This window comes from Zoogloea sp., assembly GCF_041908905.1.
Taxonomy (GTDB): Bacteria; Pseudomonadota; Gammaproteobacteria; order Burkholderiales; family Rhodocyclaceae; genus Zoogloea.
This window is the reverse complement of record NZ_JAYREK010000042.1, coordinates 1-12,421: the sequence shown is the minus strand read 5'-3', so window position 1 is coordinate 12,421 and position 12,421 is coordinate 1. Positions and strand designations below refer to the sequence as shown.

Here is a 12,421-nt window from a genome sequence, read left to right as displayed (position 1 = left end):
GGGGAGGACCCCCTTTGCTTGTTCTTCAGATAAGCAAAGCGGGAGACTCGAAGACTCGAGTATCCCGCATCTGCTTACTGTCTCTCCTCCCCCCTCCGGGCTGACTTAGCCGCGCTGGGCCAGCGGCACGACGTCGCGGCGGGCGGCGCCGATGTAGAGCTGACGCGGACGGCCGATCTTGTACTCCGGATCGGTGATCATCTCTTCCCACTGGGTCATCCAGCCGACGGTACGGGCCAGCGCGAAAATGCAGGTGAACATTTCGGTCGGGATGCCGAGGGCCTTCTGGACGATGCCGGAGTAGAAGTCTACATTCGGGTAGAGCTTCTTCTCGACGAAGTAGTCGTCTTCGAGGGCGATCTTTTCGAGCTCCTTGGCGAGCTTGAAGAGGCGGTCGTTCTCGAGGCCGAGTTCGCCCAGCACTTCGCCACAGACCTTGCCCATCAGCTTGGCGCGCGGGTCGAAGTTCTTGTAGACGCGGTGACCGAAGCCCATCAGCTTGAAGGAGTCGTTCTTGTCCTTCGCGCGCTTGATGTACTCACCGACGCGGGAGACGTCGCCGATTTCCTCGAGCATGTTGAGGCAGGCTTCGTTCGCGCCACCGTGAGCCGGGCCCCACAGGCAGGCGATGCCGGCGGCGATACAGGCGAACGGGTTGGCACCGGAGGAGCCCGCCAGGCGCACCGTGGAGGTGGAGGCGTTCTGCTCGTGGTCGGCGTGCAGGGTGAAGATGATGTCGAGGGCGCGCACCAGCACCGGGTTCGGGACGTACTTCTCGCACGGGTTGCCGAACATCATGCGCATGAAGTTGGCCGTGTAGTCCAGATCGTTGTCCGGGTACATGAACGGCATGCCGGTGTTGTACTTGTAGGCCATCGCGACGATGGTCGGCAGCTTGGCAACCAGGCGGTTGAAGCTGACGTTGCGGTGCTCGGCGTCGGAGAAGTCCATCGCGTCGTGGTAGAACGCGGACAGCGCGCCGACCACGCCGGTCATGACGGCCATCGGGTGAGCATCGCGGCGGAAGCCGGAGTAGAACTTGGAGAGCTGCTCATGCACCATCGTGTGACGCTTGATGGTGTTTTCGAAATCGATCTTCTGGGTCGCGTTCGGCAGCTCGCCGTTCTTCAGCAGGTAGGTGACCTCGAGGAAGTTGCAGTTTTCCGCAAGCTGCTCGATCGGATAACCACGGTAAAGCAGCTCGCCCTTGTCACCGTCGATATAGGTGACCTTGGACTGGCAGCTGGCCGTAGACAGGAAGCCGGAATCATAAGTGAAGAGGCCGGTTTTGCCGCCAAGGCTACGGATATCGATCACATCGTTGCCGTGAGTGCCCGACATGATCGGAAACTCGGTGGTCTTGCCGTCGATGGTCAGTGAAGCGGTGCGTTGCGTCGTGGTCATGTAGTGGTCCCTTTTTCCTGTTTTAACTCAAGCTCCCAAGCGATGGAACTGCTGCGTCAGCCCGCACGCAGCAGTTCCACCATTTCCTTCCAGCGATCATTTTCGACAGGCTTGCTACCGTTGACCATGGCCCACAGGTCATGGTCTTCGACACGCAGCAGGTCGTCCAGATCAGCCAGCTGACCATCGGTGAGATGGTCAAAGTGCCTTTCGAGGAAGCGCGTGAACACCAGATCGAGCTCGAGGAGAGCCCGACGGCACTGCCAGCGCACACGCCCCCTGTTCAGCGTCATACCGCGCGACGGACCATCATGTCCTTGATCTTGCCAATCGCCTTCGTCGGGTTCAGGCCCTTCGGGCAGACGTCGACGCAGTTCATGATCGAGTGGCAACGGAACAGACGGTACGGATCTTCCAGGTTGTCGAGACGCTCGCTGGTCGCCTGGTCACGGGTATCCGCGAGGAAACGATAGGCCGCCAGCAGACCGGCCGGGCCGACGAACTTGTCCGGATTCCACCAGAACGACGGACAGCTCGTGGAGCAGCATGCGCAGAGGATGCACTCGTAGAGACCGTTGAGCTCTTCCCGGTCTTCGGGCGACTGCAGACGCTCGCGCTCGGGCGCCGGGTCGTTGTTGATCAGGTAGGGCTTGATCGAGTGGTACTGCTTGAAGAACTGGGTCATGTCGACGATGACGTCGCGGATGACCGGCAGGCCCGGCAGCGGACGGATGGTGATCGGCTGGGCGAGCTCATCGACGCTGGTGAGGCAGGCCAGGCCGTTCTTGCCGTTGATGTTCATGGCGTCGGAGCCACACACACCTTCACGGCAGGAGCGACGGAAGGACAGGGTGTCGTCCTTGGCCTTGAGGCGGACCAGCGCGTCCAGGAGCTTCTTGTCGGACTCTTCGAGTTCGACGGAGATGTCCTGCATGTACGGCTTGTCGTCCTTGTCCGGATCGTAACGGTAAATCTGGAATTTTACGGTTCGCTTGCTGCTCATTTGTTGTTCTCCGGAACGCTCAGTAGGTACGCTTGGCAAGGGCGATCGGCTCGACGTCGGCGGACATCGGCTGCAGATTCACCGGCTTGTAGTCGAGGCGGTTGCCTTCGCTGTACCACAGCGTGTGCTTCAACCAGTTCTTGTCATCGCGGCCGTTCGGCGTCTCGGCGCAGTCGATCGCGTCGTCACGCACGTGGGCGCCACGGGACTCCTTGCGGGCCTCGGCGGAGATCATCGTGGCCTTGGCGACTTCGATGAGGTTGTCGAGCTCGAGGGCTTCGGTACGGGCCGTGTTCCAGACCTTGGACTTGTCCTTGATCTGGGTGTGCTTGGCGCGCTCGGCGACTTCGAGGATCTTGGCGACACCTTCCTTCAGCATGTCGGCAAAACGGAACACGCCGGCGTGCTTCTGCATCGTGCGCTGCATGTCGAGGCGGACGTCGTTGACTTCGACGCCGTTGGTCTGCGACTCGAGGCGGGCGATACGGGCCAGGGAAACATCGGCGGCATCGTCGGGCAGCGGCTTGAGCGTGAGCTGGCCGGACTGGAAGTCGGCCACCACGGTCTCGCCGGCGGACTTGCCGAACACCAGCAGGTCGAGCAGCGAGTTGGTGCCGAGACGGTTGGCGCCGTGCACCGAGGCGCAGGCACATTCGCCGGCGGCGTAGAAGCCCGGCACCGGAACGTTCGGGTTGCCGTCCTTCGGCACAATGACCTGACCCTTGTAGTTGGTCGGGATGCCGCCCATCTGGTAGTGACAGGTCGGGACGACCGGAATCGGGGCCTTGATCGGATCGACGCCGGCGAACTGGATCGAGATTTCACGAATGCCAGGCAGGCGCTTCATGATGGTCTCGGGCGACAGGTGGGTGATGTCGAGCAGGACGTGGTCCTTCTCGGAACCACAGCCGCGGCCTTCGTTGATCTCGGTGACCATCGAACGGGACACGACGTCGCGGGACGCGAGATCCTTCAGGTTCGGCGCGTAGCGCTCCATGAAGCGCTCGCCGGAGGAGTTGCGGAGGATACCGCCCTCGCCGCGCACGCCTTCGGTGATGAGCACGCCGGCACCGGCCACGCCGGTCGGGTGGAACTGCCAGAACTCCATGTCCTCGAGCGGGATGCCGGCGCGGGCCGCCATGCCGACACCGTCACCGGTGTTGATGAAGGCGTTGGTGGAGCTGTAGTAGATGCGACCGGCACCGCCGGTGGCGAAGATGGTGGCCTTGGCATGGAAGATGGAGACCTCGCCGGTTTCCATTTCCATGGCGGTCACACCCAGCACGTCACCGTCGGCGTTGCGGATCAGGTCCATCGCCATCCACTCGACGAAGAACTGGGTGTTGGCACGGACGTTGCGCTGGTACAGGGCGTGCAGCATCGCGTGACCGGTACGGTCGGCCGCGGCGCAGGAGCGGGAGACCGGGGTCTGGCCGTAGTTCTGCGAGTGGCCGCCGAACGGACGCTGGTAGATCTTGCCGTTGTCGGTCCGGTCGAAGGGCATGCCGTAGTGCTCGAGCTCGACGACGACCTCATTGGCCTTCTTGACCATGAACTCGATGGCATCCTGGTCACCGAGCCAGTCCGACCCCTTGACGGTGTCGTACATGTGCCAGTGCCAGTTGTCCTCGGTCGAGTTGCCCAGGGAGGCCGCAACACCGCCCTGCGCCGCCACGGTGTGGGAGCGGGTCGGGAAGACCTTGGTCAGCACGGCGGTCTTGAGGCCCGCCTCGGAAAGCTGCAGAGCTGCCCGCAGGCCAGCACCACCGGCACCGACAATAACCGCATCAAAGGTACGCTTTGCGACTTTCACTTACAGCCTCCAGAGAATCTGACCAACCCAGCCGGCGTAGCCGACGAGCAGGAGAACGACGACGGAATGCAGGACCAGGCGCACGCCGGTCGGCTTGATGTAGTCCATGAAGATGTCACGCACGCCGATCCAGGCGTGATAGAACAGCGACATGAAGAACAGGAAGGTTGCGAACTTCATGAAGCTGGCCGAGAACAGGCCACGCCAGCTCTCGAAGGAGGCATCGGGCAGCATCAGCGCGGAAATGGCGAAGATGACCGTATACAGCGCCATCACCACGGCGGTGACGCGCTGGGCGAGCCAATCCCGAAAACCGTAATGGGCTCCAACGATGACGGGCTTTACCATAGCTTGGCTCCAATGAAGGCGGTGAGAAGGAGGCTGACGATCAGGACGATCCGGCTGCTGTTGCGCGCGGCTTCCTTTTCAACACCCACATGCACGTCGAGCAGCAGGAAACGGATGCCTGCGCAGAAGTGATGCAGATAAGCCCACAGCAGACCGAGCAGGAGGAGCTTGACGAAAATGTTGCCCACAACCGCCTTGTAAGCCGCGTAGGACTCCGGCGAGCCGACACTGTTGGCAAACAGCGAGAGAAGCACCGGCAGCATCAGGAACAGGCCAGCGCCACTCACACGGTGCAGAATCGAGACGATTCCCGGCAAGGGGAGCCTGATCTGGTTCAGCGCCAGATGCTTCGGGCGCTGTTTCTTCAAAATCACCTCTGTCATAGATTTTCCCTCAAAGCAATAGCGACCCTTAAAGCCGCTTGTTTCCCACACGAACAAAATTATAAGTATATACCCTTACCAACAACTGACGGGCCGGGCTACCCGCCAATCCAGACACTCATCAATTCAATTCGTTCAGATAATAATGTTCGGCCGTCGAATAGAGGCCGCGGCGCCACTCCACCGGCCGATCCCCGTACGTATAAGTGACACGCTCGACCGAAAGGAGGGGCACCCCTTCCGTGACACCAAGGGTTTCGCTGGTCATCCTGTCGGCCGCAACCGCGCGGATGCGCTCCTCGGCGCGAATCATGCGAACGCCAAAACGGGACTCGAAGAGGCTGTAGAGCGAACCCTGCGAACCCTGCAGGACTTCCATCGTCAGGCCCTGGAAGATTTCGCCGGGCAGATAGATCTCATCAACAACGACCGGCTTGCCGGAAAAACGCAGCAAGCGGCGCAGGATGGTGACCGGCGCACCGAGCTCGATGCCCAGCATGCGCGCCGCCTCGTTGCCGGCCTTGGCTTTCCAGCAATCGAGCGGAACACTCTGGGGATGGGCGAGATCGCCGTCGATCGGCACGAGCCGCAGGAAACGGAACAGGGCGCGCGGGTCGTTGTGGGACGCCACGTAGGTGCCCTTGCCCTGCTTGCGAACCAGGAGATTGTCGGCCGCCATTTCGTCGATGGCCTTGCGCACCGTTCCTTGACTTACATTGAAACGCAGTGCAAGTTCCTGCTCGCTCGGAATCGCCTGACCAGGACGCCACTCGCCCGATTCCAAAGCGTTGAGCATCAGATTCTTGATCTGACGGTAAAGCGGGCTGAATGTGGGCGAATCTGATCGCATGGCTGCATTGAAGCACACTTTTGGTTGACAGTCTATCAGCAAAACAATGTCTTATATAAGACATAAGACATTGAATTGACAGTCCGCCGAAATGCTCATACGATTCGGACGTTGACCAATTAGACATCAGGATTGCGCCAGCACCGATTCACCTTCGCGGCGTCTTCCGAGCGAAGCCGGCGCGAGTCGGAACCATCAAGTCGTTAACACTTCTTTGTAGAGGGAGTTTCAACAATGGCAAAAGCCCCCGTTCGTGTCGCAGTCACCGGCGCCGCCGGCCAGATCGGTTATAGCCTCCTGTTCCGCATCGCCAGCGGCGAAATGCTGGGCAAGGATCAGCCCGTCATCCTCCAGCTGCTCGACCTGCCGCAGGCCCAGAAGGCCGTCAAGGGCGTCATGATGGAACTCGAAGACTGCGCGTTCCCGCTGCTGGCCGGCATGATCGCCACCGACGATCCGAATGTCGCCTTCAAGGACGCCCAGGTCTGCCTGCTCGTCGGCGCCCGCCCGCGCGGCCCCGGCATGGAGCGCAAGGACCTCCTGACCGAAAACGCCAAGATCTTCACCGTCCAGGGCGCCGCCATCGGCCAGTACGCCGATCCGGACGTCAAGGTGCTGGTCGTCGGCAACCCGTGCAACACCAACGCCTACATCGCCAAGGAAATCGCCGTCAAGTACGGCCGCGTCCAGGCCAAGAACTTCACCGGCATGCTGCGCCTGGACCACAACCGCGCCCTGTCCCAGCTGGCCGCCAAGTCCGGCCGTGAGGTTTCCAGCCTGAAAAACCTGGTCGTCTGGGGCAACCATTCCCCCACGATGTACGCCGACTACCGCGCTGTCACTTCCAACGGCGACAACGTCAAGACCCTGATCAACGACGAAGCCTGGAACCGCGACGTGTTCCTGCCGACCGTCGGCAAGCGTGGCGCCGCCATCATCGAAGCGCGCGGCCTGTCCTCCGCCGCTTCCGCCGCCAATGCCGCCATCGACCACATCCGTGACTGGGTGCTGGGCTCCAACGGCGAATGGGTCACCATGGGCATCCCGTCCGATGGCTCCTACGGCATCCCGGAAGGCATCATCTACGGCTTCCCGGTCACCACCGAAGGCGGTGAGTACAAGATCGTCCAGGGCCTCGAGATCGACGAGTTCTCCCGCGACCGCATGACCAACACCCTCAACGAGCTGCTCGAAGAGCGTGACGGCGTGAAGGATCTGCTGGGCTGATCGCTCCACCGGCAGTACGCATCACCTGAAACGCGAGGGCCCGAAAGCCCTCGCGTTTTGTTTTTGGAGCGGGTATTTTCCACCCTCCCCCGCCGACACGAGGACAACCACCACCATGGCAGCGTCGCAAGCCCACCCCGATCACGTCTTGTTCCAGGGCGAGAAGCCCTTCCCCATCCTGCCCGCCGTCGACCACTACGCCGGCAGCGAAAAACTGATGAAGAAGGCCCTCTCCGTGCAGCACGAGCTCGGCCCGGTCTTCGACATCACCTGCGACTGCGAGGACGGCGCCCACGCCGGCGCCGAGGCCGAACACGCCCGCATGGCCGCCGGCATCGTGATGTCGGAGGACAACCGCTTCGGCCGGGTTGGCGCGCGCATCCACGACATCACCCACCCGCACTGGGAACAGGACGTGGACATCCTGGTCGGGCTGGCCGGCAGCCGGCTGGCCTTCCTGACGATTCCGAAGGTACGCAGCGCCGCCGACGCGGCCCGGCAGATCGAGTGCATCCGCAGCGCCGAGGAGCGCCACGGCGTCGAGCGCGAGATCCCGGTGCACGTGCTCATCGAAACCCATGGCGCGCTCCGCGACGCCTGGGACATCGCCGCGCTGGACCGGGTCGAATCCCTCGATTTCGGCCTGATGGATTTCGTCAGCGGCCACCACGGCGCAATCCCCGGCTCGGCGATGCGCAGCCCCGGCCAGTTCGAGCACCCCCTGGTGATCCGCGCCAAGTGCGACATCGCGGCGGCCGCGCTGGCCAACGGCGTGGTGCCGTCGCACAACGTGACCACCGAGCTCAAGGACATCGACTACATCCGCCGCGACGCCGAGCGCGCCCGCAAGGATTTCGGCTACCTGCGGATGTGGAGCATCCACCCCAACCAGGTCGTGCCGATCATCGAGGCGATGCGCCCGGACTTCACCGAGGTCGAAGAGGCCGCCAGCATCCTGATCGCCGCCCAGGACAAGCACTGGGGCCCGATCCAGCACGCCGGCAAGCTCCACGACCGGGCGTCTTACCGGTATTACTGGGAGCTGCTCAAGCGCGCCCGGGCCACCGGGATGACCGTCCCCGACGAGGCCGCGCAGCGCTTTTTCTGATCATAAAAAAACCGGCCTCGCAGCCGGTTTTTTGTTGGAGCCCCCTAACCGCTCAATCGGGCAGGGCGATCTTGTTGTCGGTGCTGAACTGGTAGTCCTTGAAGATGTGCTCCGCCGACAGGATCTCGTAATTGCCGTCCTCGAGCTTGCGGGAGGTGTCCTTGAGGCGGTAGGTGTAGTGCCCGCAGGTCCAGCAGTCGAAGTTGCGCATGTGGGTGCACAGGCAGGTCTTGTCCATCACCGAGACGCGCCGCGCCTCCGGATGGGCCGCCACCTCGCGGTTGTAGGACTGGATGTAGGCACAGCTGCCGTTGGCGTCGAGCAGGTAGCCGTAGGCCTCGCAGTTCGGGCGGATGCCGGAGCCGATCGCCGGGCTGCTGGTGAGCATCCGCATCGGATAGCCGGTGGGAGAGATCTGGTTGACCACGATCTCCTCTTCGCTGGCCTTGAAGTATTCCTGCTGGACTTTTTCGGGCAGGCCGCACTCGCGCGCCACGGTGAAGCGGGTTGCCACCTGCACCGCTGCCGCCCCATTCTCGAGGAAGGACACCGCATCGCTGCCGGTGAAGATCCCGCCGGCGGGAATCAGCGGGATGTCAAGCTTCTCGGCCACCAGCCAGGCGTGGATCTCGGCGACGATGGTCGCCAGGTCGTACTTGGCCCAGTCCATGCCGAAGCCCAGGTGGCCACCGGCCAGCGGGCCTTCGACGACGACGTAATCGGGCAGCCGGTTGGTGCGGGCGCTCTTGCGCAGGAACAGCTGCAGCGCCCGCAGCGAAGAGACGATGATGCCGAGCTTGGCGTCACGGAAGCGCGGGTGATCCTCGATCAGCGCGAAGGAGCCCAGGTGCAGGCCGGCCGCCAGCGTGATGCCGTCAATACCCGCGTCGAGGGCGGTCGCCAGGCGCACGCGCAGGGTTTCCCGCGGCGCGTTCATGGTCAGTTTCTCCATGCAGTTCACGAAGATCAGCCCGGAGCCGCGCTTGGCCTCCATGGTCTTGCCGACGTGCAGGCGGGTCGCCTCGGCGAGCTGGCCCAGGTCGAACTGCACAGCCGACTTGTCGGGGTTCTCCACGTTGTACTTGTAGAGCTTCAGCTTCTCCTTGACGAACTTGGTATTGAAACGACGGTCGGCAACCGTCTTCACCATCGCATCCGAGATGTGACCGATTCCGCCCAGCCGCGCCGCTTCGAGAGCCAGGTCTGCAGTGGAGATATCAACCCCCATGCCGCCAATCACAATGGGCACATACTCCTGCTTGCCGAAGCGCAGACGGAAATCATCAACTCGTTTCATGAAACTCCTTCCAGACGTGGGGTGCCACTTGGGCTGTTATTGGCTTCTAGGTGGCTTTAATTGTTTATTATCTCACTGCGTCGCACTGCTTGACGCACTTTGGTTCAACGAAATTCAAATTCCCGCGGCGGGCCGCCCATCCTGACACGCCAACCGACAAGCGGTGCCGCGAAAGAATCGAAAATTTGTTACCTTCAACCCTGCGGAGGAAGTCACAAAGTCCGCTAGAATCATGCCTCCAGAGCAGCCCGAAACCAGATGTCGGAATCCACGAAGCCCACCAATGAATGCGCTGTACTGTTTGCCGATCTGGTCGGCAGCACTCAGCTCTATCAGCGCGTGGGCGACGCATCTGCCTTCGAGCTGGTCGATCGCTGCATCCGCGCGATGCGGATCGCCGTCGAGACCAAGCGCGGCCGGGTCGTCAAGCATACCGGCGACGGCCTGATGGCGGTGTTCCGCGACGCCGACAGCGCCGCCGACGCCACCCTCGCCATCCACCAGACCGTCAAGGAGCTCCCCGCCGCCGCCGAACAGAAGCTCGCCGTGCGCATCGGCTTCCACTTCGGGGGGGTTGTCGCGAGCGGCACCGACGTGTTCGGCGAAACGGTCAACTTCGCCGCCCGGCTCGCCGAACTCGCCTCCCCGGGCAAGGCCATCACCTCCGCCGAAACCGCCCGGCGGCTGGGCCCCGAATGGCGCTCGGTGATTCACCCGCTGCCCCCAAGGGTCATCCGTGGCCTCTCCAAGCCGGTGGATCTGTGCGAAGTCATGTGCGAAGCCGTCGGTGAGCTCACCGTCGTCCAGGCCGACCACTTCCTCCTCGAGACCGAGCCCGAGCTGCGGCTCTACATGGACTCGAAATCGCTGGTGCTCAACGCCAGCCGCCCGAGCGCCCGCATCGGGCGCGACCCGATGGCCGACATGGTAGTCGGCGACACCCAGTCGTCCCGCCGCCACGCCGAGATCGAACTGCGTGGCGACAAGTTCGTGCTCATCGACCGCAGCAGCAACGGCACCTTCGTCCAGATCGAAGGCGAGCGGGAGTTTCTCCTCTCCCGCGAGGAGGTCGTGCTGCGTGGCCGCGGCCAGTTCGCCCTCGGGCGTAGCTGCGCCAACAGCCCCCAGGTCGTCAGCTTCGTCTGCATCTGAGCCGCGGCCCACGGCCACGCCCCCCTTGAATACACCTCACGCCAGCGCCGCGGCGAGCGCCCTGCCCGCCAGTTCGACCGCCTCCCCCGACTGCCGGAAGAACTTTCCGAGGGTGAAGAAGCCATGCACCATGCCCTCGAACTCATGCAGCGTCACCGGCACACCTGCCGCCTCGAGCGCCGCGGCATAGGCCTTGCAATCGTCCGTCAGCGGATCGCAGCCGGCGGTAATGAAGGTTGCCGGCGGCAGGTCGTCGAAACGCCCGGCTAATAGCGGCGACGCCCGCCAGTCCACGCGGTCGGCGGGATTGGGCAGATATTTTTCGCAAAACCAGTCGAGGCTCTCGTCGTCGAGGAAATAGCCGTTCGAATAGGCCTGGCGGGACGGACGGCGGCTGAGGATCTCGGTGCACGGGTAAATCAGCAGCTGGAGCCGCGCCTGCGGGCCATTATCGTCACGCAACTGCAGCGCCGTGACAGCACTCAGGGTGCCTCCGGCGCTATCCCCCACCAGCGCGAACCGGCTCGCGTCGACGCCGAGCAGGCCGGCGTTCTCGAGGGCCCACTCGACCGCATGGCGGGCATCATGCACCGCGGCCGGAAACGGATGCTCCGGCGCCAGCCGGTAATCCACCGACAGCACCGCCGCTCCGGAGAGGTTGGCCAGCTCACGGCACAGCACGTCGTAGCTGGTGATGTTGCCGACGCACCAGCCGCCACCGTGAAAATAGAACGCCAGGGGCAGGATGTCGTCCGGCCCCGCCGAAACCGGGCGATAGAGACGCGCCATCAGCACCCCGGCCCCGGCCACGCCCGGGATCGGCACATCGGTCACCGACGCCACCGCCGGCGCCACCGGGCGCAGGGCAAACTGGAGCTTCTCGAAGGAATGGCGCGCCTGATGCACATCGAGTTCATGGAAGCGCGGTGCACCAATGCGGTACACCATGTCGAGCAAGGCTTGGGCTTGGGGGTCGAGGGCCATGGCGTGTTCCGTAAAGTCTGTTGATCTGGCCAGGCCGCAATCGGCCTGCCGCAGCGCAGCATTGTAAACCAAGCATCCTGCAGCAACGCCACGGGCAAAGCCAAAACAAATCAGACTTTGCTAATATTCCGCATTCCCCCACCGGGCCGACGCGCCATCCGCCGGCCAATCCTCCAACAACGCACAGAAGGTGAAACCACGATGAAAACCGCCCACGATCTGGTCATGGCCGCCAAGACCCGCACCCAGGAAGTCGCACTGACCGACGCCGACGAAGCGATCCGCGACGCGGACGTTCTGATCGACGTGCGCGAGGCCGACGAATTTGCCGCCGGCCATCTGCCCGGCGCCCTGCATATCTCCCGCGGCCTGCTCGAGTTCAAGCTCAGCGGCGACCCGCAGCTTAGCGCCCGCGACCTGAAGCTGGTGGTGTATTGCAAGACCGGCGGCCGCGCGGCCCTCGCCGCCTGCGCCCTGCACGAGATGGGCTACCTGCACGTCAAGTCGATCGCCGGCGGCTTCGACGCCTGGGCCAGCGCAGGCAAGCCGGTCGCCAAGCCGAGCCTGCCGAGCTTCGACTGAAGCAGGCGGTTGCACGCGCGGGCAGTGGGCCAGCCTGCCCCGCGCCAATTCACGCGGGCCAGACTGCAAACGCAGGACGCTCGAACAACAATCGACGGGAGAAGGTAGCCGGAGAACCAGGCCTGAGACACCCCCACGGGGGGCAATGCTCCCAACTTAAGCCCCCTTATATGCCAAATGCTGGTGCGGCTTGACGCGTCGTGGCCTGGGATAACTTCGCTCAGGCTGAATGCGGCAGTGGTTGCGTGAGACGGCGTCGAGCACCGTCTG

At 63.3% G+C, this 12,421-nt stretch carries 13 protein-coding genes; 4 read left to right on the top strand and 9 right to left on the bottom strand.

Translation table 11 applies throughout. The features are described 5' to 3' along the window. Positions 1 to 105: 105 nt before the first annotated feature. The 7 genes from gltA to ACE3OU_RS16395 all read right to left on the bottom strand — a co-directional run bounded on the left by gltA (position 106) and on the right by ACE3OU_RS16395 (position 5,801). Positions 106 to 1,404 (bottom strand): citrate synthase, encoded by a 1,299-nt coding sequence (gltA, locus tag ACE3OU_RS16425; protein WP_374242631.1) that lies wholly within the window; start codon positions 1,402 to 1,404, stop codon positions 106 to 108. Between the two features lie 56 nt (positions 1,405 to 1,460). Next, positions 1,461 to 1,697, bottom strand: a complete 237-nt coding sequence (locus ACE3OU_RS16420; RefSeq protein ID WP_374242630.1) for a succinate dehydrogenase assembly factor 2 — start codon at positions 1,695 to 1,697, stop codon at positions 1,461 to 1,463. Next, positions 1,694 to 2,407: a succinate dehydrogenase iron-sulfur subunit gene (locus ACE3OU_RS16415; protein ID WP_374242629.1), complete on the bottom strand. Its 714-nt coding sequence runs from the start codon at positions 2,405 to 2,407 to the stop codon at positions 1,694 to 1,696. Before ACE3OU_RS16415 ends, ACE3OU_RS16420 begins: the two co-directional genes overlap by 4 nt. A 19-nt stretch (positions 2,408 to 2,426) precedes the next feature. Beyond that, positions 2,427 to 4,220, bottom strand: coding sequence for a succinate dehydrogenase flavoprotein subunit (gene sdhA, locus ACE3OU_RS16410; protein WP_374242628.1), 1,794 nt, complete (start codon positions 4,218 to 4,220; stop codon positions 2,427 to 2,429). Next, positions 4,221 to 4,568 (bottom strand): succinate dehydrogenase, hydrophobic membrane anchor protein, encoded by a 348-nt coding sequence (gene sdhD / locus ACE3OU_RS16405; RefSeq protein WP_374242627.1) that lies wholly within the window; start codon positions 4,566 to 4,568, stop codon positions 4,221 to 4,223. After that, complete coding sequence (sdhC, locus tag ACE3OU_RS16400; RefSeq protein WP_374242626.1) at positions 4,562 to 4,951, bottom strand: succinate dehydrogenase, cytochrome b556 subunit; 390 nt, start codon at positions 4,949 to 4,951, stop codon at positions 4,562 to 4,564. The genes sdhD and sdhC overlap by 7 nt, the downstream gene beginning before the upstream one ends. Before the next feature lie 121 nt (positions 4,952 to 5,072). After that, positions 5,073 to 5,801 (bottom strand): GntR family transcriptional regulator, encoded by a 729-nt coding sequence (locus ACE3OU_RS16395; protein WP_374242625.1) that lies wholly within the window; start codon positions 5,799 to 5,801, stop codon positions 5,073 to 5,075. A 234-nt stretch (positions 5,802 to 6,035) separates the two neighbouring features. Between ACE3OU_RS16395 and ACE3OU_RS16390 the strand changes: the two genes are divergently transcribed. Together ACE3OU_RS16390 and ACE3OU_RS16385 are read left to right on the top strand one after the other, a co-directional pair. Next, a complete protein-coding gene (locus ACE3OU_RS16390; protein WP_374242624.1) occupies positions 6,036 to 7,028 on the top strand; it encodes a malate dehydrogenase in 993 nt (330 codons plus the stop codon). A 115-nt stretch (positions 7,029 to 7,143) separates the two neighbouring features. Next, entirely contained in the window at positions 7,144 to 8,136 is a 993-nt protein-coding gene (locus ACE3OU_RS16385; RefSeq protein ID WP_374242623.1) for a CoA ester lyase, read from the top strand. A gap of 52 nt (positions 8,137 to 8,188) precedes the next feature. Here ACE3OU_RS16385 and ACE3OU_RS16380 read toward each other — a convergent pair whose 3' ends face one another. After that, positions 8,189 to 9,433, bottom strand: coding sequence for a nitronate monooxygenase (locus ACE3OU_RS16380; RefSeq protein WP_374242622.1), 1,245 nt, complete (start codon positions 9,431 to 9,433; stop codon positions 8,189 to 8,191). Between the two features lie 258 nt (positions 9,434 to 9,691). Here ACE3OU_RS16380 and ACE3OU_RS16375 point away from each other — a divergent pair, with 258 nt between their 5' ends. Further along, the gene (locus ACE3OU_RS16375) at positions 9,692 to 10,585 is read left to right on the top strand and encodes an adenylate/guanylate cyclase domain-containing protein (protein WP_374242621.1); all 894 of its coding nucleotides are present in this window, start codon (positions 9,692 to 9,694) and stop codon (positions 10,583 to 10,585) included. Positions 10,586 to 10,621: 36 nt separating this feature from the next. On the opposite strand, the gene ACE3OU_RS16370 is transcribed toward ACE3OU_RS16375, so the two are convergent. Further along, the gene (locus ACE3OU_RS16370) at positions 10,622 to 11,569 is read right to left on the bottom strand and encodes an alpha/beta hydrolase (protein ID WP_374242620.1); all 948 of its coding nucleotides are present in this window, start codon (positions 11,567 to 11,569) and stop codon (positions 10,622 to 10,624) included. 201 nt (positions 11,570 to 11,770) lie between these two features. Between ACE3OU_RS16370 and ACE3OU_RS16365 the strand changes: the two genes are divergently transcribed. Beyond that, the gene (locus ACE3OU_RS16365; protein WP_374242619.1) at positions 11,771 to 12,151 is read left to right on the top strand and encodes a rhodanese-like domain-containing protein; all 381 of its coding nucleotides are present in this window, start codon (positions 11,771 to 11,773) and stop codon (positions 12,149 to 12,151) included. Positions 12,152 to 12,421: the final 270 nt, after the last annotated feature.

What these genes read in the sequence shown, in the direction of transcription:
- ACE3OU_RS16385 (WP_374242623.1), top strand. Translation starts at nt 7,144, where the DNA reads ATGGCAGCGTCGCAAGCCCACCCCGATCACGTCTTGTTCCAGGGCGAG.
- ACE3OU_RS16395 (WP_374242625.1), bottom strand. Translation starts at nt 5,801, where the DNA reads ATGCGATCAGATTCGCCCACATTCAGCCCGCTTTACCGTCAGATCAAG.
- ACE3OU_RS16380 (WP_374242622.1), bottom strand. Translation starts at nt 9,433, where the DNA reads ATGAAACGAGTTGATGATTTCCGTCTGCGCTTCGGCAAGCAGGAGTAT.
- sdhC (WP_374242626.1), bottom strand. Translation starts at nt 4,951, where the DNA reads ATGACAGAGGTGATTTTGAAGAAACAGCGCCCGAAGCATCTGGCGCTG.
- ACE3OU_RS16370 (WP_374242620.1), bottom strand. Translation starts at nt 11,569, where the DNA reads ATGGCCCTCGACCCCCAAGCCCAAGCCTTGCTCGACATGGTGTACCGC.
- ACE3OU_RS16375 (WP_374242621.1), top strand. Translation starts at nt 9,692, where the DNA reads ATGTCGGAATCCACGAAGCCCACCAATGAATGCGCTGTACTGTTTGCC.
- ACE3OU_RS16420 (WP_374242630.1), bottom strand. Translation starts at nt 1,697, where the DNA reads ATGACGCTGAACAGGGGGCGTGTGCGCTGGCAGTGCCGTCGGGCTCTC.
- ACE3OU_RS16415 (WP_374242629.1), bottom strand. Translation starts at nt 2,407, where the DNA reads ATGAGCAGCAAGCGAACCGTAAAATTCCAGATTTACCGTTACGATCCG.
- sdhD (WP_374242627.1), bottom strand. Translation starts at nt 4,568, where the DNA reads ATGGTAAAGCCCGTCATCGTTGGAGCCCATTACGGTTTTCGGGATTGG.
- ACE3OU_RS16365 (WP_374242619.1), top strand. Translation starts at nt 11,771, where the DNA reads ATGAAAACCGCCCACGATCTGGTCATGGCCGCCAAGACCCGCACCCAG.
- ACE3OU_RS16390 (WP_374242624.1), top strand. Translation starts at nt 6,036, where the DNA reads ATGGCAAAAGCCCCCGTTCGTGTCGCAGTCACCGGCGCCGCCGGCCAG.
- gltA (WP_374242631.1), bottom strand. Translation starts at nt 1,404, where the DNA reads ATGACCACGACGCAACGCACCGCTTCACTGACCATCGACGGCAAGACC.